The 20,166-nt window shown below is 34.2% G+C and carries 22 protein-coding genes; 20 read left to right on the top strand and 2 right to left on the bottom strand.

Annotated elements, in window-relative coordinates; all coding sequences use genetic code 11:
- Nucleotides 1-69: 69 nt before the first annotated feature.
- From pdxA to QYS49_RS17905, 9 genes are all read left to right on the top strand, one after another.
- On the top strand, nucleotides 70-1,080 hold the full coding sequence (gene pdxA, locus QYS49_RS17945; RefSeq protein WP_308349345.1) for a 4-hydroxythreonine-4-phosphate dehydrogenase PdxA: 1,011 nt from the start codon (nucleotides 70-72) through the stop codon (nucleotides 1,078-1,080).
- A gap of 56 nt (nucleotides 1,081-1,136) precedes the next feature.
- Nucleotides 1,137-1,667 (top strand): YceD family protein, encoded by a 531-nt coding sequence (locus tag QYS49_RS17940; protein WP_308349344.1) that lies wholly within the window; start codon nucleotides 1,137-1,139, stop codon nucleotides 1,665-1,667.
- Nucleotides 1,668-1,687: 20 nt separating this feature from the next.
- Entirely contained in the window at nucleotides 1,688-1,879 is a 192-nt protein-coding gene (rpmF, locus tag QYS49_RS17935) for a 50S ribosomal protein L32 (RefSeq protein ID WP_013455314.1), read from the top strand.
- 231 nt (nucleotides 1,880-2,110) lie between these two features.
- Nucleotides 2,111-3,109 carry a beta-ketoacyl-ACP synthase III gene (locus tag QYS49_RS17930; protein ID WP_308349338.1) on the top strand — a complete coding sequence of 333 codons (999 nt, stop codon included), beginning with the start codon at nucleotides 2,111-2,113 and terminating at the stop codon, nucleotides 3,107-3,109.
- A gap of 26 nt (nucleotides 3,110-3,135) precedes the next feature.
- Nucleotides 3,136-3,702, top strand: coding sequence for an elongation factor P (efp, locus tag QYS49_RS17925; RefSeq protein WP_308349335.1), 567 nt, complete (start codon nucleotides 3,136-3,138; stop codon nucleotides 3,700-3,702).
- A 42-nt stretch (nucleotides 3,703-3,744) separates the two neighbouring features.
- Complete coding sequence (gene accB, locus QYS49_RS17920; RefSeq protein ID WP_308349334.1) at nucleotides 3,745-4,221, top strand: acetyl-CoA carboxylase biotin carboxyl carrier protein; 477 nt, start codon at nucleotides 3,745-3,747, stop codon at nucleotides 4,219-4,221.
- Nucleotides 4,222-4,274: 53 nt separating this feature from the next.
- Nucleotides 4,275-5,630, top strand: a complete 1,356-nt coding sequence (accC, locus tag QYS49_RS17915) for an acetyl-CoA carboxylase biotin carboxylase subunit (protein ID WP_308349333.1) — start codon at nucleotides 4,275-4,277, stop codon at nucleotides 5,628-5,630.
- Between the two features lie 21 nt (nucleotides 5,631-5,651).
- Nucleotides 5,652-6,335, top strand: coding sequence for a hypothetical protein (locus QYS49_RS17910; RefSeq protein WP_308349332.1), 684 nt, complete (start codon nucleotides 5,652-5,654; stop codon nucleotides 6,333-6,335).
- A complete protein-coding gene (locus tag QYS49_RS17905) occupies nucleotides 6,325-6,810 on the top strand; it encodes a RidA family protein (protein WP_308349330.1) in 486 nt (161 codons plus the stop codon). The genes QYS49_RS17910 and QYS49_RS17905 overlap by 11 nt, the downstream gene beginning before the upstream one ends.
- Before the next feature lies 1 nt (nucleotide 6,811).
- On the opposite strand, the gene QYS49_RS17900 is transcribed toward QYS49_RS17905, so the two are convergent.
- The gene (locus QYS49_RS17900; RefSeq protein ID WP_308349329.1) at nucleotides 6,812-7,699 is read right to left on the bottom strand and encodes a Ppx/GppA phosphatase family protein; all 888 of its coding nucleotides are present in this window, start codon (nucleotides 7,697-7,699) and stop codon (nucleotides 6,812-6,814) included.
- A 159-nt stretch (nucleotides 7,700-7,858) separates the two neighbouring features.
- Here QYS49_RS17900 and QYS49_RS17895 point away from each other — a divergent pair, with 159 nt between their 5' ends.
- Entirely contained in the window at nucleotides 7,859-8,812 is a 954-nt protein-coding gene (locus QYS49_RS17895) for a hypothetical protein (RefSeq protein WP_308349328.1), read from the top strand.
- 39 nt (nucleotides 8,813-8,851) lie between these two features.
- Here the strand turns inward: QYS49_RS17895 and QYS49_RS17890 are convergent, their stop codons facing one another.
- Entirely contained in the window at nucleotides 8,852-9,379 is a 528-nt protein-coding gene (locus QYS49_RS17890) for a YceI family protein (protein WP_372587679.1), read from the bottom strand.
- 202 nt (nucleotides 9,380-9,581) lie between these two features.
- Here QYS49_RS17890 and QYS49_RS17885 point away from each other — a divergent pair, with 202 nt between their 5' ends.
- From QYS49_RS17885 to QYS49_RS17840, 10 genes are all read left to right on the top strand, one after another.
- Complete coding sequence (locus QYS49_RS17885; protein WP_308349325.1) at nucleotides 9,582-9,881, top strand: TraR/DksA C4-type zinc finger protein; 300 nt, start codon at nucleotides 9,582-9,584, stop codon at nucleotides 9,879-9,881.
- Between the two features lie 8 nt (nucleotides 9,882-9,889).
- A complete protein-coding gene (gene hisH, locus QYS49_RS17880) occupies nucleotides 9,890-10,474 on the top strand; it encodes an imidazole glycerol phosphate synthase subunit HisH (protein WP_308349324.1) in 585 nt (194 codons plus the stop codon).
- Nucleotides 10,475-10,478: 4 nt separating this feature from the next.
- Nucleotides 10,479-11,195 carry a 1-(5-phosphoribosyl)-5-[(5-phosphoribosylamino)methylideneamino]imidazole-4-carboxamide isomerase gene (gene hisA / locus QYS49_RS17875; RefSeq protein ID WP_308349322.1) on the top strand — a complete coding sequence of 239 codons (717 nt, stop codon included), beginning with the start codon at nucleotides 10,479-10,481 and terminating at the stop codon, nucleotides 11,193-11,195.
- A 1-nt stretch (nucleotide 11,196) separates the two neighbouring features.
- Nucleotides 11,197-11,952 (top strand): imidazole glycerol phosphate synthase subunit HisF, encoded by a 756-nt coding sequence (gene hisF, locus QYS49_RS17870; RefSeq protein ID WP_308349320.1) that lies wholly within the window; start codon nucleotides 11,197-11,199, stop codon nucleotides 11,950-11,952.
- Between the two features lie 25 nt (nucleotides 11,953-11,977).
- Entirely contained in the window at nucleotides 11,978-12,574 is a 597-nt protein-coding gene (gene hisIE / locus QYS49_RS17865; RefSeq protein WP_308349318.1) for a bifunctional phosphoribosyl-AMP cyclohydrolase/phosphoribosyl-ATP diphosphatase HisIE, read from the top strand.
- A 17-nt stretch (nucleotides 12,575-12,591) separates the two neighbouring features.
- The gene (locus QYS49_RS17860) at nucleotides 12,592-13,014 is read left to right on the top strand and encodes a hypothetical protein (RefSeq protein WP_308349316.1); all 423 of its coding nucleotides are present in this window, start codon (nucleotides 12,592-12,594) and stop codon (nucleotides 13,012-13,014) included.
- Nucleotides 13,014-13,439, top strand: a complete 426-nt coding sequence (locus QYS49_RS17855) for a hypothetical protein (protein WP_308349314.1) — start codon at nucleotides 13,014-13,016, stop codon at nucleotides 13,437-13,439. Before QYS49_RS17860 ends, QYS49_RS17855 begins: the two co-directional genes overlap by 1 nt.
- 115 nt (nucleotides 13,440-13,554) lie before the next feature.
- Nucleotides 13,555-14,178, top strand: coding sequence for a response regulator transcription factor (locus QYS49_RS17850; RefSeq protein ID WP_308349312.1), 624 nt, complete (start codon nucleotides 13,555-13,557; stop codon nucleotides 14,176-14,178).
- 5 nt (nucleotides 14,179-14,183) lie between these two features.
- Nucleotides 14,184-15,986 (top strand): sensor histidine kinase, encoded by a 1,803-nt coding sequence (locus tag QYS49_RS17845; RefSeq protein ID WP_308349311.1) that lies wholly within the window; start codon nucleotides 14,184-14,186, stop codon nucleotides 15,984-15,986.
- 107 nt (nucleotides 15,987-16,093) lie between these two features.
- The gene (locus QYS49_RS17840) at nucleotides 16,094-20,152 is read left to right on the top strand and encodes a T9SS type A sorting domain-containing protein (protein WP_308349310.1); all 4,059 of its coding nucleotides are present in this window, start codon (nucleotides 16,094-16,096) and stop codon (nucleotides 20,150-20,152) included.
- Nucleotides 20,153-20,166: the final 14 nt, after the last annotated feature.

Genomic DNA, 20,166 nt, shown 5'->3' with positions numbered 1-20,166 from the left:
AAAAAACTAAATTGCACAGAATTTAATCATAATTATTTTATAATTCGACTTCAAGCGCATAATTAAGATATGGAAGAACTTAATAAACCAACCATTGCCATAACCATCGGAGATGTGAACAGTATTTCCCCTGAAGTGATCATTAAAGCTTTGGAGGATCCTAGAATTATAAAGCTGATGACTCCTGTGGTATATGGTTCAGGTAAAATCCTTTCTTATTATAGAAAAGCATTAAATATTCGGGATTTCAATTATTTTCAATTGAAAAAGCTGGAAGAATTGAGCGATAAAAAACTCAATGTGCTGAATTTGTGGGAAGAAACGGTGAATATCACCATGGGACAATCTTCCGAAGAAGCTGGGAAATATGCTTTTATAAGTATAAAAAAAGCAGTTGAAGATGCAATGGAAGGAAAAGTGGATGCAATCGTTACAGCTCCTATTAATAAACATAATATACAGTCTGAAGATTTCAAATTTGCCGGACATACAGAATATCTCGCTCAAGAAGCAGGAGTAAAAGATAGCTTGATGCTTTTAGTAGATGGAGATTTAAGGGTTGGTGTGGTGACAGGTCATATTCCAATTAAGGAAGTGAGCGACAAAATAACCTCAGAAAAAATAGATAGCAAACTGGATGTCTTAGAAAAATCTTTAAAGCATGATTTCGGGATTAAAAAACCTAGAATTGCAGTTTTAGGATTAAACCCGCATGCTGGAGATGGTGGAGTGATAGGAAATGAGGAGGAAGAAATGATTAAGCCACTAATTGAAAGAAGAAAAGAAAAAGGGAAGTTAGTTTTCGGTCCTTTTCCGGCTGATGGTTTCTTTGGAAATCAGCAATATAAAAATTTTGATGCCGTTTTGGCGATGTATCATGATCAAGGCTTGATTCCTTTTAAGACCTTGGCTTTTTCAAATGGGGTGAATTTTACAGCAGGGCTTCCTTTTGTAAGAACTTCGCCCGATCACGGAACGGCATATGATTTAACAGGAAAAGGGCTTGCAGATGAAACTTCTATGCGACAAGCCTTGTTCTTGGCAATCGATATCATAAAGAATAGAAAAGAATATTCTTAAAGCAGTTTAGTAATATCAAATAATATTTTTATCTTTGCGCTCTTAATTCAGATGGGATGGAAAAGTTGAAGGATTTCGACATTCAGGTTTATAAGCTTGGAATCAAGCAGCATGAATATGAATTTAAAGTAAATTCAGCCTTTTTCAGTGAGTTTGAAGGTGAATTGGTTGAAAGTGGAGAAGTTATAGTGCAAGCGCTATTAGATAAAAGAGAAAATCTAATGGAGTTGAATTTAGATTTCTCCGGTTATGTTGATTTAATCAGCGACAGAAGCTTGGAACCGTTTCAATATCCCATAGAAATCAACAAAAAGTTGTTGTATAAATATGGGGAGGAAGAGCAAGAGTTGGAAGAGGATGTAATGGTCATCACAAAAAACACGCAAGTGATTAATGTGGGGCATTTTATTTACGAAACCATCGCTTTGCAAATACCTTTGAAAAAGTTGCATCCTGACGAAATAGAGGAAGACGAAGAGCATAATGATTATGTTTACATAGATGATGCTGAAGACGAAATTGAGGAAGAGGAAGAAAACATTGACCCAAGGTGGGCAGCATTAAAAGATTTAAATAAAAAGAAATAAGAATTAAAATTTAGAATAAAATGGCGCATCCTAAGAGAAAAATATCTAGAACTAGAAGAGATAAAAGAAGGACTCATAAAAAAGGAACGGCAAAATTATTGGCGATTTGTCCTACTACAGGCGAGGCGCATTTGCCACACAGAGCTTTCTGGCATGAAGGTAAACTTTACTACAAAGGTAATGTAGTAATGGAAAAAGAAGTATTGGCTTAATTAAGTCAATTTAAAATTTCAAAGCTTTGCTTGGCGGCAAAGCTTTTTTTATTGGCTATATTTTTTGAGTAATTATTATTTTTGGCATTCTATCATGTTTAAATTTAATTATTCTAAAATCATCAACTGCTGATTTATTGTGGAGCTATGCATTTCTTAATATTTTGGCTTGCTTCAAATCATTATTATATATATTAGCAGCTGAATAGCCAAAGAAAATACAATCATAACATGACTAAAATAACCGCAGCTATTACAGGAGTTCACGGGTGGGTGCCAGATTATGTGTTGACCAACAAAGAGTTGGAAACAATGGTAGATACCAATGATGAATGGATCACTTCCCGCACCGGAATAAAGGAAAGAAGAATTCTTAAAGGTGAAAATCAAGGAACTTCAGTAATAGGAACTCAAGCTGTTAAAGGATTGCTTGAAAAAACAGGTAACAAAGCCGAAGATATAGATCTCTTGATTTGTGCCACCACTACTCCTGATATGCTTTTCCCTGCTACTGCAAATGTTATCAGTAATAATGTAGGAGCAAAGAATGCTTTTAGTTACGATATACAAGCAGCTTGCTCAGGATTTATTTTCGCACTTTCTACAGCATCCCAATTCATTGAAACAGGTAAGTATAAAAAAGTAATCGTAGTTGGAGCAGACAAAATGTCCTCTATTATTGATTATGAAGATAGACAAACTTGCATCATCTTCGGAGATGGTGGAGGAGCAGTCTTACTTGAGCCTGACACTGAAGGTTTTGGAATAAGAGATTCAATTTTACATACGGATGGCTCTGGAGAACAATTTCTTCATATGAAAGCCGGAGGGAGTAGGAAACCTGCATCACCTGAAACTTTGATTGCTAAAGAACACTACGTATATCAAGAGGGTAGTCAAGTATTTAAATTTGCTGTTACCAATATGGCAGAGGTTGCTGCAGACATCATGGCTAAAAATAATTTAACTTCTGAGGACGTAGCTTGGTTAGTACCCCATCAGGCCAATAAAAGAATTATCGATGCCACTGCTAGACGGATGGGAGTTAGTTCAGATAAAGTAATGCTTAATATTCATAAATTTGGAAATACGACCAGTGGTACAATTCCGTTATGTTTGTGGGAGTATGAAAATCAAATGAAAAAAGGAGACAACATTGTATTAGCTGCTTTTGGTGGTGGGTTTACTTGGGGCTCAGTTTATATTAAATGGGCTTACGATTCTAAATAATTTTATTAAATTAATACTTAAATAATATGGCAGATACTTCTGATTTTAAAAATGGTCTTTGCATAGAGTATAATCACGATTTGTTTACTATCGTTGAATTTCAGCATGTGAAGCCAGGTAAAGGACCTGCATTCGTAAGAACAAAATTAAAAAGTCTTACTACAGGAAAAGTATTAGATAATACTTTCACTTCTGGTCATAAAGTTACCACAGCAAGAATAGAAAGAAGACCGCATCAGTTTTTATATAAAGATGATATTGGAATGCACTTTATGGATACAGAAACTTTTGAGCAAATTTCTATTCCGGACGAAGTAATCGATAATGTGGATTTATATAAAGAAGGGCAAGAAGTAGATATTTTAATCCATGCCGAAACTGAGAAACCTTTAAGTTGTGAGTTGCCACCATTTGTTGAAATGAAGATTACTTACACAGAACCAGGAATTAAGGGAGATACAGCTACTAACGCAACTAAGCCTGCAACCGTGGAAACAGGTGCAGAAATAAAAGTACCTTTGTTTATTGATCAAGATGAACTTATTAAGGTAGATACTAGAACTCGTTCTTACGCAGAAAGAGTAAAAAAATAAATTGTAATTTAAAAATTTTGACTTTTAACTAAACCAACAGCTATGAAAGCGAAAGAGATTCAAGACCTAATTGATTTTATTTCTAAATCCGGATTGGATGAAGTAAATATAGAAACCGAAGAATTTAAAATTAAAGTTAAAAAGAACACTGAAGCTAAAGTTGTTCAAGCGGCAGCTCCAGCTCCGCAACCTGCAGCAGCACCTGCTCCTTCAGCAGCTCCAGCGCCTGCACCAAGTTCAGGAGGAGAAGAAAAACCGGCAGCTTCTGATGATGATAAATATGTAGCTATCAAATCTCCAATGATTGGAACATTCTACAGAACGCCAAACCCTGACAATCCTGCTTTTGTTAATGTTGGAGATTCAGTAAAAGCTGGTGATACGGTTTGTATAGTTGAAGCAATGAAATTATTCAATGAAATTGAATCAGATGTTTCTGGTAAAATTGTGAAAATTTTGGTAGATAATGCTACGCCTGTTGAATACGACCAACCATTATTTTTAGTGGATCCTTCTTGATATTTTTCATAAGTCAAGAGTTATTCTTAATGTTTTATTAAAAGAAAGAAATCGTGTTTAAAAAGATATTAATTGCCAATAGAGGTGAAATAGCTTTGCGAATTATCAGAACTTGCAAAGAAATGGGAATCAGTACTGTAGCGGTTTATTCCACAGCTGATAAAGACAGTTTGCATGTTCGCTTTGCGGATGAAGCTGTTTGTATTGGACCTGCTGCCAGTAAAGATTCATATCTAAATATACCAAATATTATTTCTGCTGCTGAAATCACCAATGCAGATGCTATTCATCCAGGTTATGGGTTTTTATCCGAGAATGCTGAATTTTCAAAGATTTGTGGTGAATATGGTATAAAATTTATCGGTGCTGATCCTGAAATGATCAGTAAAATGGGTGATAAAGCTACTGCAAAAGCTACTATGAAAGCTGCGGGAGTTCCTACTATACCTGGCTCTGAAGGATTATTAGAATCCGTAGAAGAAGGCAAAAAGATTGCGAAAGATATGGGCTATCCTGTAATACTAAAAGCCACTGCTGGTGGTGGTGGTAAAGGGATGCGAATCGTAAATAATGAAGGTGAATTTAAAAAAGCATGGGATTCAGCTCGTCAAGAATCTGGAGCATCTTTTGGGAATGACGCGCTTTATTTAGAGAAATTTGTAGAAGAACCTCGTCACGTTGAAATTCAGATAGTAGGAGATAAAAATGGTAGAGCTTGTCACTTATCTGAAAGAGATTGCTCTATTCAAAGAAGACATCAAAAATTAATTGAGGAAACTCCTTGTCCTGTTATGACGGATGAATTGCGTGATGCAATGGGGAAAGCTGCAATTGCTGGTGCTGAAGCTGTTGGATATGAAGGTGCTGGAACAATTGAATTCCTTTTGGATAAACACAACAATTTCTATTTTATGGAAATGAATACGCGTATTCAAGTGGAGCACCCTATTACTGAGGAGGTTACTGATTTTGATTTAATTAAAGAACAAATCAAGGTAGCTGCTGGAATGACCATATCAGGAGAAAATTATTTCCCGCACCTTTGTGCAATGGAATGTAGAATTAATGCTGAAGATCCTGCTAATGGGTTCAGACCAAGCCCGGGGAAAATTACAAATTTACACTTACCAGGCGGTCATGGAGTAAGAGTTGACAGTCATGTTTACGCTGGTTATACTATTCCTCCATTCTACGATTCGATGATTGCCAAGCTGATTGTTTCAGGGCAAACTAGAGAAGAAGTGATGGTCAGAATGAAAAGAGCACTGGAAGAATTCGTGATTGAAGGAGTGAAAACTACTATTCCTTTTCATATCGAAATGATGGATAATGAGATTTTCAAATCTGGTAATTTTACTACTAAGTTTTTAGATGATTATGATTTCACTAAATTGAAAAGTGGAAAATAAATAAAACATAATTCATATTATATGAGAAAGCAAGCAGGAATATTGACTTTTATATGTTTCCTGCTTGCTTTTTCTGTTTCTGGACAAGATTCCACTTTCACAAAATTTGCAGGGATTAGCTTTGGATCTAGTATTCCCAAAACAGATTTAGAGCCTACTTACAAAAAGCCAGGAGTTCAGCTATCGGCTTTTATGCAATTTACCCCAAACCGGTGGCTAAATGTTGGGATTTGGTTCAGTGCAGGAGAGGTGCAATCCGAGAATAGAGAAGTCCGCTTCTTCGATCAAAGTGAATTTCAACTCAATGACTTTGCTAGAACAAATTATCAGTCGCTACATATAGAACCAAGTTTCCACATTCTCAAGAAGCCTAATTACTCAATTTACTTGTCTCAAGGTTTTGGATTCATGAGGTTTGCAGTTTACGATAGAGATAATAATAACTTAGCCAATCAACTTGATAGTCGTGCTCAGGGTGAAGAATATTCTAATTTTACGGTTCTGTTGCCTACCACATTTAATGCTTACTATTTCTTACCTAATGATTTTGGTATTCATCTGAGAACTGGATTTCTAAATCCTCAAACTGATTATTTAGATAATATTTCCAATTTCGGAAATCCAGATAATAATGATAATCTTTTTATACTTCAGCTATCCATTATAAAACGTTTCACTCTTAAAAATTCTGATTATGAAAAATAGCATTGTTTTAATCTTAGTGGCTTTAATATCGTTTTCTTGCCAAAAGGATAAAGAATCTAAAGAAATCAGAAGAATTGACCGGACTGATTCCAGCATTTTAAAGGGTGTTTTTATACCTGAAGGAAAAGATATTTTCTATACATCAGGATTAGTAAGTGAGGTATTAAATCCTGATGCCCCGTCAGGAGACATGTCTAAATATGGAAATACATATCAACAAAGTATAGGCGCTTTAAAGAGAATAAAAGAAATTATTGAAGCAGAAGGGTACAAAATGGAAGATGTGTTCTTCTTACGAGTTTACTTAGCGCCTAATGAAACTGGTGAAATTGATTGGGATGCTTGGTTTAAAGCTTATGGGGAGTATTTCAATAATGAAGAAAACCCTAATAAAGTAGCACGTTCTACAATAGGTGTTTATAAATTAGCTCGTCCAGAATTATTGGTTGAGGTGGAGGCTGTTGCTGCTAAATAGATCATTTTAATATCTCTTTATTCCGCTCAAATAACACCTGCATAATCCCATCTTTAAGCCCACTGTCCGGCACAATTATACTTGGTGATTTTGACCAAGCCATAGCATTAATGTAGATATCCAAGGCGGGAATGATAACATCAGCCCTATCAGGATTTAATTGTAGTTTATTGATCCTTTCCTCCATGTCAAATCCTTTAATATACTTTTGAATTTCCTTAACTTTATTTAAGCTAATGGGTTTCCCCGCTTTTTTTCTTGCTAAATCCTTTACTTTATTAATGTTTCCACCAGTTCCAATAGCATGAATTTTAACTGATTTTTTAATCACTTTTTGCTCGATCCAGTTCCTCATTTCATCCCACATATGGTGGCTACTATCGGTTTCCAAGTGCCTTACCGAGCCAATTCGAAATGACCTTGATAAGAGTTTTTCATTATTTTGATAAAAATTGAATTCAGTACTTCCGCCCCCAACATCAATATGCAAATAAGCTTTTTCATCCATATAAGGAAATATGGCTTTATTGATCATATAAGCTTCCTTGTTACCATCTATAATGTCGATTTCTAAATCTAACTCTGCTTTCACTTGATCAATTAAATATCTCCCATTTTCGGCTTCACGCATGGCAGAAGTAGCACAGCCCATATAATCATCAACCTCATAAAGGTCTATGAGAATCTTAAAGGCCTGCATTAATTTAAGAAATTTGATTTTAGATTGTTCGCTTATTCTTCCTGTTGTGAAAACATCTTGTCCCAATCTTAGCGGGAAACGAACATACTCAAGTCTTTTAAATGTAATATTCCCTTGATAAAGCGTTACTCTGGTTAATTGTATTCTAATAGCATTGGAACCAATGTCAATAGCAGCTAGTTTTAACATATTCAAAAAAACAAAAATTCAATTGATTTGTATCTATTAAATAGAACAAAAAGCTTTGAATGCTTGAAAATTTTTAAGTTTTTTAAATTTATCAGGATAAAGTCTATCCTTTATGATATATTCTAAAAAAATATTTATATTTGTTATTGGAAGAATTTTATGAAGAAGCTCCTCATCATATCGATTTTAATATTATTTGTGCAAGATATTGTCGCGCAAAGTTTCTATTCAAGTAGAATAAGTAGGAAATGGATGGCTACTGGTGGTGTAGGCTATGCTCATATGTTAGGGGATTTAACAAATCCGGGTTCTTATTTTGATACAAAATTAAATATTGTAGGAGGGTTGCAATATCGGGTAGCCGACAGAATTAATGTAGGAGTAAATTTAATGGCTTTTCAACTTTCGGGTGATGATGCTAATTTAGATCCAGAATTAAATACACGTTCTCGTGGGTTGTCATTTGTTTCTAATAATTTGGAGTTATCGGCTTTTACAACAATTAGCTTATTTGGTGTACCGAATCGATTTACACAAAGGAAATTTATAAATCCATATGTATCTGCTGGAATAGGGGTGCTTTTGTTTGATCCCCGAGCAGAGGTTCCTGAGTTTTTAAGAAATCAAGCAGGTGATACACTAAGAGCTGTGCCAAGGGCAGGAGAAATGGTTTCATTACGTCAATATCAAACTGAAAGACCTAACACATATGATCGTTTTGCTATGGTTATTCCAGTTGGTGCTGGTGTAAGAGTTAAAGTCACAAGTTTTCTTGATGTTACAGCAGAGGTTACTGGTAGAATTACATTTACTGATTATTTAGATGATGTAAGTGGAAGAGGTTATCCTGATTTAGACCAATTTGATTGGCAAAATAGCGATGAAGAGGCCATTGCAGCTGCTCTATCGGATCCCAACGGGACCAGCCGAGATAACGTAAGAGGGAATCCTGAAAGTGATGATTATTATATGACTTTTAATGTTAAAGCTGAATTTTATATTCAAGGTGCGCTATTAAATAGAATATTTAGCCCTGGTGGGAAAAGATATAATATTAAGCCTAAAAGAGGTCGAAGAGGTGGTGGTCTCTTTAATAGAAACCGAAGAAGATAAAAATAAAAAGGGCTGGTTTTAAACCAGCCCTTTTTATTTTTATGATTGTGTTACTTGTACGTTCAATATTAATTTAACATCATCGCCAACTACTACTCCGCCAGCTTCGGTTACAGCATTCCATGTCAAACCAAATTCTTTTCTGTTGATTTTTCCTGTAATTTCAAAACCAGCTTTGTTTTGACCATATCCGTCAACCATTGATCCGCCATATTCTACATCAAGTGTGATCGATTTAGTATTATCTTTAATGGTTAAGTCTCCCATTAATTTATAGTTATCGCCTGACTTTGTTAGTTTCCCATTAGTGAATTTAATGTGTGGAAATTTTTCAGCATCAAAGAACTCAGCTGATTTCAGATGGTTATCTCTATCTGAAACGTTGGTATCAACACTAGCGGCCTCTAATTTAAATTCAGCTTTTGCACCATCAAAATCTTCATTATCTGATTCTAAGCTCCCTTCAAATTTATTAAACTGTCCTGTTACGGTTGAGATTACTAAGTGCTTAACTTTGAATTGCACTTCACTGTGAGTTGGATCAATATTCCATTTAGTTGCCATAATTGTTTATTTATTAAGTTCGTTTAAAAATGTATGTATAAACATTAAACGTAGATACATATAAATGGTTCTTACCTATTAAAAATAAAATTTTGAGCTTCATCATAATATTATCAAAGGTTAAGAATACAATTAGTAACTTGCATTTTTTAGTGATGAAAACAGTGTTATGACTGAAGAAGAGAAATTGTAATTAAAGGAAAAGATGGAAGCTAAATTAATAGAATTTAAAGCTTCCATAAAGGAACTAAGAGAAGCAAGTAAGCCTAAAGGTCTGGATAATGCTGTAGGTAGATTGAGTCGAATGGATTATATTAACAATAAAGCGATCAGTGAATCTCAAATTCAAAAGACTGAGAGCGAATTAAATGGTTTGCATAGGTGGCTTTCACTTTATGATTCTCCTAAATTCGGCAATTGTTCTAGGTGCGATAATGAAATCAATATCAATAGATTACTTTTGATACCCTCTAGTTCAAGATTTATTAAATGCGCTAATATATAATACAATAAATGAAAGTAGCAATAATAAAATATAATGCGGGCAATATTAAATCAGTAATGTTGGCATTAAAGCGATTAGGAATTGAAGGAAATTTAACGGATAATCCTGATGAGATATTAGCAGCAGATCGAGTAATTTTTCCTGGACAAGGAGAAGCTATGTCTGCCATGAAATATTTGAAGGATAGAGGTCTAGATAAAGTGATTCAATCCATAGAGGGTCCTTTTTTGGGGATTTGTTTAGGTTTGCAATTATTATGTAGTCATTCTGAAGAAGGAGATACAGAATGCTTAGGTATTTTTGATGCTAAAGTGAAGAAATTTCCCAATGAATTAAAAGTACCCCATATGGGATGGAATACTGGAAGTATATCAGAAGATGTTATTTTTAAGGGGATAAAATCACCAGCATATTTCTATTTTGTGCATTCCTACTACGCTGAATTATGTAATCAAACGATTTCACAAACGGAATATATGTTGCCTTTTAGTAATGTTCTCCATAAGGACAATTTCTATGCTATTCAGCCACATCCCGAAAAAAGTGCGGAAGCAGGAGAGCAATTTTTAAAGAATTTTTTATTCGAATTATAAGATTATGCATATAATACCAGCCATTGATATCATTGATGGAAAATGTGTCCGCCTTACCAAAGGGGATTACAACCAGAAAACAGAATACAACGATAATCCTTTAGAAGTTGCCAAAGAATTTGAAGCAGCTGGAATCCAGAGATTACATTTAGTGGATTTAGATGGAGCAAAAGCAAAAAAGGTGGTGAATTTGGAGGTACTAAAATCCATTTCGGAGAATACTAATTTAACCATAGATTTTGGTGGAGGAGTTCAAAGTACAGAAGATTTAAAAGCCGTATTTGATGCTGGTGCAAATCAAATAACCGGAGGAAGCATTGCCGTTAAAAATGAAGCTTTATTTACCGAATGGATTGAAGAATTTGGAGGAGAAAAGATTATTTTGGGTGCTGATGTAAAAGGAGAGCATATTGCTATCCACGGTTGGCAAGAAAGTTCTGAAAAGCATATTTTTGATTTTTTAGAGCATTATTTAGCAAAAGGATTAAAGTATGTGATTTGCACTGATGTTTCTAAAGATGGTGCATTGCAAGGCACTTCAAATAAATTGTACCAAGATATTTTAGATAGGTTTCCAGATGTTAAATTGATAGCCAGCGGAGGCGTAAGTAACTTAAAAGACTTACAAATCCTGGAAGAAATGAGGGCTTACGGTGCTATCGTTGGCAAAGCTATTTATGAAAAGAGAATAAACTTATCAGAATTAAAGCAGTTTCAATAATATGCTTACAAAAAGAATAATCCCTTGTTTGGATATCAAAAATGGTCGTACCGTGAAAGGTGTCAATTTTTTGGAGTTAAGAGATGCTGGTGATCCGGTTGAATTGGCTAAAATTTATGCTGAAGAAGGAGCGGATGAATTAGTGTTTTTAGACATTTCCGCCACTAATGAAAAAAGAAAAACTTTGGTTGAGCTAGTTGAAAAAGTAGCCGAAGCTATTAATATTCCATTTACAGTAGGCGGAGGAATTAGTACAGTAGAGGATGTTTCAGTGCTTTTGGCAGCTGGAGCAGATAAGGTATCTATTAATTCTGCAGCCGTTCGAAATCCTCAGATTATTAAAGACATGGCGAATGAATTTGGCTCACAGTGCATAGTGGTGGCTGTAGATTCCAGAAAAGTAGGGGATAAGAATATTGTGCATACGCATGGTGGATCAAAACCTACTGAATTAGAGACCGAAACTTGGATTCAAAAAGCCGTTGAATTAGGCGCAGGTGAAATTCTATTAACCTCAATGGATCATGATGGTACTAAAGCCGGTTTTGCAGATGAATTATTATCTAAAATCTCATCATTGGTGAATGTTCCTGTGATTGCTTCTGGCGGGGCAGGGAATATGCAACATTTTTGTGATACCTTTACAAATGGGAAGTCTGATGCGGCTTTAGCTGCCAGTATATTCCATTTCAAAGAAATTGGAATTCCTGAATTAAAAACATTTTTAAAGAGTAAAAATATACCTACAAGAATCTAATCATTAGATTTTAATAATATTAGTTATGCAAAAACCCGATTTTTCAAAAGGTGAAAATGGTTTACTGCCGGCCATCATTCAAGATTCTATTACAGGAAAAGTCCTAATGTTAGGCTATATGAATGAAGAGGCTTTGGAAAAAACTCAATCAACTGGTAAAGTGACTTTTTACAGCAGATCTAAGCAAAGGCTTTGGATGAAAGGTGAATCTTCTTCAAACTATCTCCATTTAGTAGATATTTCTTTAGACTGTGATCAGGACACCTTTTTAATTAAAGCTAAGCCAGATGGCCCCACTTGCCATACAGGTGCTGACACTTGTTGGGATGAGAAAAATGAAAGCATTGGTTTCATTAATCAACTGGAAGCTGTTATTGAGGAGCGTAAGAATGGAAATGATGAAAAGTCTTATGTTAAAAGTTTATTTGATAAAGGGATCAATAAAATTGCTCAAAAAGTAGGAGAGGAAGCTGTTGAGGTTGTAATTGAAGCCAAAGATGATAATGAGGAATTATTTTTGAATGAATCTGCAGATTTATTATTTCATTATCTGATTTTATTACAAGCTAAAGGCTATAAATTACAGGATGTGGTGAAAATATTAGAGGATAGACACCGTTAACAAGGAAAATTAAGGTTATGAAAATCAGTTATTTACAAATACTATTGGTGTTGTTTTCAGTTTCGTTTTTTTCATGTGAAGATGAAAATTTGGATTCGGACGATTGCGATGGCAACATAATTTGTACTGAGGAATTTGTAACTATTTCACTTGAAATTACTAATCAACAAGGTGATCCTATAGTATTAGATGATTTTTACACCTTTTATGATTCCAGGAAAAAATTTGAATATGAGTTAAATGATATTCAATTAGGTACAGGGATTTATCCTGTACTTACTGATACTGAAATGGATGAGGTAGAGCGAGAAGGAACTACTTTGATTTTTGTAGGAGAAAAAGGTGGTCGTAATATAGTAGAGCACCAAATGGTGATTGGACATGATTGCTGTCATGTTCAATTAATAGCAGGAGATGATAAAATTGTAATCGAAGAATAATGAAAAATCTATTAGTACTATTTTGTTTTATTTCAATGGCGGCTACTTGTCAGGATAATAATAAATCTAATACTCAAGATAAAAAAAATAACCCATGTGATCCTGATATCATGTGTACTATGGAATTCAGGATTATTAATTTGGAAATTAGAGATAAAGCAGGTGAAGCAATTATTCTAGATGAATTTTATAGTGAAATTGATGGTGAGAAAATTGAAATCCCTGATGATGTGTATGAGCCAAATAATGGAATTTACCCTGTAGCTACTGATGGTCAAATGGATGTATTAGATTTTGATGGGAATGAAGTAATTTTCTATGGTATGCTTAATGGTAAAAATGTTGTAGAGCATAAAATGGTTATAGGTAAAGATTGTTGCCATATACAACATGTTGAAGGAGAGCACAAGATAGTTCTTAAGTAAATTTTATTAAGTAACTAAAGTATATAATATCTACATAAGTCTAAAAATAATTAGATTTAATTGCGAAAATTTATAATAATATTTAACTTTTCATGGAGAATGTACGAGTGCCTCCATGAAACAGCCACTTAACTTTGCAATAGTAGATGATCACACCTTATTTCTGAAAGGCCTTGAAGAGCTTATTTCTCAAGGGTTTAAAAATTCAAATGTTAATTGTTTTGGTTCTATTCTTGAATTTCAATCTCATAGATCTACTCTATCTGAGCTTGATCTATTAATTTGCGATATTGAACTTCCTGGTGAAGATGTATTCACTTTTTTTAATGGTTTAAGGAGATCTTTTCCTAACCTCCCTGTTTTGGTCATTAGCATGCATAAAAAGCTATCAATTATAAAAAAATGTAAAGAACTTCAAATTGATGGCTACCTATTGAAAGATGATGATGATTATTTATCGGAAGCAATAAATGCAATCTTAAAAGGGCAGCATTTTTACTCACCCAGAATTGTGGAATTTTACAGTAAATATTCTAATCAATTGAATAATATTTCTGCCAGAGAGGAGGAAATTATTCTATTGATGGTAAAAGGCTTCAGTAATTTAGAGATCTCAGATTATTTATCTGTTGGATTGGAAACCGTTAAAACTCATAAGCGAAACATTCGAACGAAGCTTGGAATGCATGATTTAAGTGATATTATCAGTTATGCAAAGCAAAATTTTTTAATAAAATGATGCGGTTGCTGATAATATTCTTGCTGATTCCCAATATGCTTTTTTGTGCTAATCCGATAAACGTAAATCAACTAGAGGATATTTTTAAAGTTTCAGGTAATTTCCAAACCTACTCAGATTTAACTGATTCAGCTGAGATAAATGATGTAATTAATTTTGATTGGAAAGGTGGGGAAGCGGCAAATTTGAATTTTGGTATTGCCGAACATCCTCAATGGATAAAATTTAATATTCAGAATGCAAGCGATCAATTTATCGAGAAATTTTTATATATACCTTATCACCACATAGAGTATATTGATTTGTATGTGGTTAATACGGGCAAAGTTATTCGTCAAATTAAAACAGGGACTGCTCGACCTTACGATGAAAAGGTTATTGAATCAAGTGGTTATCCTTTTAAATTAAATTTGCAGCCAAATTCAACTTATCAACTATACCTTAGGCTTGATCACCGCTACTTACCATTAAGGGCTAACTTATTTTTGCTTTCTGAAAGCAAAATGAGAGAAGTTAATAATGATTATCATTCTCTAAAATGGTTTTGGAAAGGAATAATGCTGTTTTCAATAATATTATCTTCTATCCTTTTCTTTTTTATTAAAACTAGGTTATTCCTTTATTATACGCTTTTACTAATTGGAATTATACTTTTTGTAGGGGTGGAAACTGGGGATTACTTTTTATTTATTAACCAGGACAACAGAAATACTATAATAGATATAAAGCATTTGGGAAATATATTAGTAGTCTACTCATTTCCGATGTTTTTGAATGCGCTAACTCCAATAAAAAAGCTTAATCCTAAAATGTGGAAATTCATGATATATTTGGTTTTTGGTTTCTGCATTTTATTTATTCTGGTACTATTTGATCCTATTAAGGATACTAAAATCTTGCTCATCATTACGTATTACGCAATTTATGTTTCAGCTTTAATATTTGTTTTTCAATTAGTTTTCTTATTTCGAGCCGCCCTTTTAAAGAAACCTAATGCTATTTTGCTATTGGCAATCTATACTTTCTACGTTACAGTGTTTTGGTTGACAAATACCTTTCCAAATTTAGGAGTCATTCAAAGTGAAAGTATTAATGTGTATGCCATACTATTGGTCATGTCAATAATAGAAATTTTCACCTTTTTATTTCTTGTGGCGAGAGAGAATTATAAGATTTATAATGAGAGAACTTCTTTGGTCCGAGCCCAAAAGCTTCATCAAAGGAATTTACTTCTCGCAACAGTTGAAAGTCAGGAAAAAGAGCGCAATTTAGTTGGTCGTGAGTTGCATGATATGATTGGGGCTAATTTGGCTGTTGTAAAACAACAAATAGCTAAGGATAATCAATATTTGCGAAACCTTCTCCAACAAACTGTGGATGCAGTCAGAAATTTAAGCCACGGTTTAATTACCCCTCAACTAAAAAACAAAGATTTAAAATATGAGATTACTGAATTGTGTGTTTTATCCTCAAATGATAAAATAAGCTTTTCCAGTTACTTCTATGGCTGGGAGCACTATAATCCATCCAGTGAAGTTACCCTCCATATTTTTAGAATTGTTCAGGAATTAATTCAAAATGCAATCAAGCATAGTAAAGCTAATAATGTTAGATTTCAATTTTTCTGTTCCAAAGAAGGTATTATGATTCAATATATTGATGATGGTATTGGATTTCAATTAAAAGAAGCTGAAAAGGGAATTGGACTTTTAAATATCCACAATAGGATAAAGCTGATTAATGGTGAGCTCATATTACATGACGGAAGTCATGAAAAGGGTGTTTTAATTCAAATTGTAATTAAATAATTTATAATACAGCTGAATAAATTATATAATACCTCAAAAGAGGTATAAATAAAACAGTAGTATTTAGGATATTTACAATTGTAAATCATCAAAAATATTAGTGTATCATGAATTTATTCTATAAGTCACTTTTTAGTATTTTCTTATTCTTAAATACTGTTTTTATAGTTAATGCTCAAATTTATGAACTAAATGAAAACTTCAATAGTAATGCGGATGCCGGCTTTACAGGAGGCTCTCCAAATATTGTGTTGATGGATTCGAATGGGAAGTATATTGTTGCTGGTGATTTTACAGGCTACAATGGTACCGCCAGAGAAGGTTTGGTCAGATTGAATGCTGACGGAACCTTAGATGTAGGTTTTGGCGATTTAAGTGCTACTTTTTCTGGTACTAGCATAACTGATATGGAAATAGATGCTAGTGATAATATTTATATTTCAGGAACATTTGCTGCTGAAGTTTTAAAAATAGATAATACCGGCACTATTGATGGGGGGTTTAATTTCAGTCGGACCAATTTATCTGCTGGAGGCACTATTCAAGAATTAGGTTTGGATGATCAATTAAGCAAGCTATATATTGGTCAAGAAGTAAGCGGTGATATCGAAATTGCTCAGCACTTGAGTTCCACAGGTGCAGAAGATAATGATTTTTCAGTAAGAACACTTACTGGGACCAGTGCAGCTGTTAAGGACATAGCGGTTGACAATAATAATGATGTATATATTGTTGGGAGATTTAATTCAGTTGGAATTTTCAGTCCGATTAATATTGCCAGATTTGATTATTTGACTGGTAATTTTGATCAAAACTTTGTACCTAATTACGCCCAACATATCATTAGTTCAAGACCAATTGCAGAAATTGAAGTTAATAGTAGTGGAGATGTTTATACCATTCAAAATACATCTAGTGCTGGCGTTGTTTTTGTAAAATATCAATCTGACGGCACCTATGTAGATGATAATTTTGTTTCTACAAATGGAACTGCTCCAGTTGAATTGACAGATTTGATAGTTGATGATAATGATGATTACTTTTTTATTTCAGGAGAATTTGGTGTTGTCTATGGTGATCCTGCAACTTTGTCAAAGACCGACTTTTTTGCCGCTAATAATTTTGAGAGTAGCACTACTTCAAATGTAAAAAGTATTCTATATAATGAAACTTCTGATGAATTTATTGCGGTAGGGGATTTTGATATTTACGGAGGAAAGACTGCTAATACAATTGCAAAATTAGGTTTATGTGAAACTATCACTATCAATACTGAACCTGAAGTAACAAATGCTTGTGTGGGTGAATCAAGAGATATTAGCGTTGATGCAAGTGGAACAGGATTGACTTATCAATGGCAAGTGAATACTAATTCAGGCTCAGGTCTTTATACGGATTTAAGCGATGATGCTACTTACGCTAATACAAACTCCAATACACTAATTATCAATAATATAACAACATCCTTAAATGGAAACCGATATCGTGTCATAATATCGGATGGGAATTGTAGTAAAACGTCCCAAAATGTTGTTTTGCCTGTAACTGAAAATCCTAGTTTTACTACTCAACCAACTAATGTTACTGCTTGCCAATATGATGATGGGATCCAGTTTTCTGCTGCTATTTCTGGTAATTCCGGAAACTTAAGATGGCAAGTTGATTCTTTAACGGGTAGTGGTTTCGTTGATCTTCCTGAAAATGGGAACAATGAAAATGTATTCACTAGCACATTAACCTTAAATAATATTAATTCTCTTGAATCGGATGGTTATCAGTTTAGGCTTGTTGCAGCTGGTTGTGAAACTGAAGTCATTTCGAATACGGCAACGCTAAATGTAAATCCAGCTCCAGAATTTTCAATTTCTGGAAATGGCGGCACTTCTGAAGTGGTACTTTGTGATGGAGGGAATGTAAGTTATGTTGCAAACTCTGAAAATCAAGATTTAACCTATCAATGGCAAATTTATAATAGAAATACTTCCTCGTATGAAAATTTATCAGATGGAGGTTTATATAGCGGCACTGAAACTTCTACACTAAGCGTGGATGGTGCAAATAATACAATGGAGCAAATTAATAGTGTGGGGGTAGTTGATTATAAATGTATTGCTACTAATATCAATACTAACTGTATGGGTGAATCAAATGCTCGTTTAATTATTATTGAAAAGGAATTAACTAGAAACCGGATTACTACCCAACCCACTCGCCAGTCTGATTGTGATTTTACAGGAGATGGTAGGTCATTAAGCTTTCAGATAGAGACCGATCTAGATTTCGGTGAATATGTGCAATGGCAGGTTGACTCTATTAATGGTAATGGCTTTATCAATATTCCTGATGAAAAATCTAATTCATTAACGTTTGTTGCTACTCAGAAGAACAATGACCTACAATATAGAGCTGTAATAATGCCATGTGCCGAAATATCTGATACTGTCCAGTCTATCATTGATAGACGTCCTGAATTGACGATTAGTGATGATGTTAAAAGCTGTGAAAACGAGGAGACTCTTTTTATTGTCGAATCAGACCAGCCAAATGTAACTTACCAATGGGAATATAGATTGATTTCAAACTCAGGGGGAGTCTATACTTCATTAACCGAAGATGGTAATCATTTAGGAGTAAATGATGATACACTTAGAGTCATGAACAATACAGGTTCAAGTGATATATTGTATCGATGTGTAGTTTCTTCCGAAAATGATTTGTGCGAAAGTATATCACAAAGTGCAAGGTTAACAGTTTACTCTGATCCAAATTACACTACCACTAACAGCACAGGTGACCTTACTGTTTGTCAAGATGGATTTGGCTCTATACAAAGAACATTGTCTAACTACGATGGAATAAATGCTGACTACTTTAGCTTTCAGTGGCAGGTTTCTTCTGATGGAAATACATTTACCGATGTCATTGATAATGAATTTTATACAGGGGCTGCCGATCGTGTGCTTAAAATCGATTCTGCTGCAATAGATTTAGATTCGAATTATTATAGATTATCCATTACTGGCTGTTCTTCCAACTTCTATTCTGATACTTCACAATTATTCATTGAAGAGGCTCCTGTTATTGAAACTCACCCTGAAGATCAAACTATTTGTTATGATCAGGGAGAAGTAGCTGTATTTGGTGTAATAGCAAAAGGTGACAATCTGATATACCAATGGTTAACTTCAGCAAGTGGAGAAGAGGGAACCTTCAACTTCTATACAGGAGGCAGCAATTCTACATCTGATGATAATGATTCTATATTTTTTGACGGTAACAACTATAATAATATTGAATATTCAGGAAACTATTTCAAATCCAGAATTATAAATGGATCCAATTGTGAGCAAATTGCAGAAAGTGATCCCGTGCAATTTATTATGAATGAAGTTACGATTAGTAGTCTGCGGAGTGAGTCGCAAGAAATGGGTACTACGGTTTGCATTAACGATGAAACCTATGTGTTTGTAGAAGCTCAGGGTAAGTCATTAAACTACCAGTGGCAGATTGATTTAGGCGATGGCTTTACTGATTTGACGGCAGATGATTTATATTCCTCAGTTAATGATGATACTTTGAGATTTGTAGTGACAAGCGAAAATATTGATGCTGATTATCGATGTGTAGTCAGTGGGCTTTGTGATCCTGTTACGAGCTCTGCAATTAATATTTCAAGTAGTGTGGTGCAGTCAGAGAATCCGGTAATTGAATCTAACAGACTTAGCAATGGAGACCTTGAACTATTTGTTCAAAATATTGGATATAACAGTCTCATTTGGTATGATGAGGATGGGAATCAGTTATCTACTCAAGAACGACCATTAGTCAATTCAACAGGTATTTATTCTGTTGAAGCAATCTTGAATGGCTGTGGATTTATGTCTGAACCTTTCGAAGTCACAGAAACAGTTTTATCTGTTAAGGATGCTTTTAGTACCAAGCTTTATCCTAACCCAGTTTCGAATCGACTTAAACTCGATTTAGGGACTATTCATCACGGAACTACTACAATAAGGGTTTATGAAGTAAATGGTACTTTAATAAAGAGTGAGGAAACTAACGAGCAAAATGCTTCAATAGATGTAAGTGATTTAAGGAAAGGGGTATATTTATTAATCCTCAAAAGTAAACGGGGAACTGTAAAACGTAAATTTGTTAAGGAATAAATTAGATAAGGGAG

This window comes from Marivirga salinae (genome assembly GCF_030503855.1).
GTDB classification, from domain to species: domain Bacteria; phylum Bacteroidota; class Bacteroidia; order Cytophagales; family Cyclobacteriaceae; genus Marivirga; species Marivirga salinarum.
Note: the sequence above shows the minus strand (reverse complement) of the source record. Positions and strands in the feature narration are given on the sequence as shown.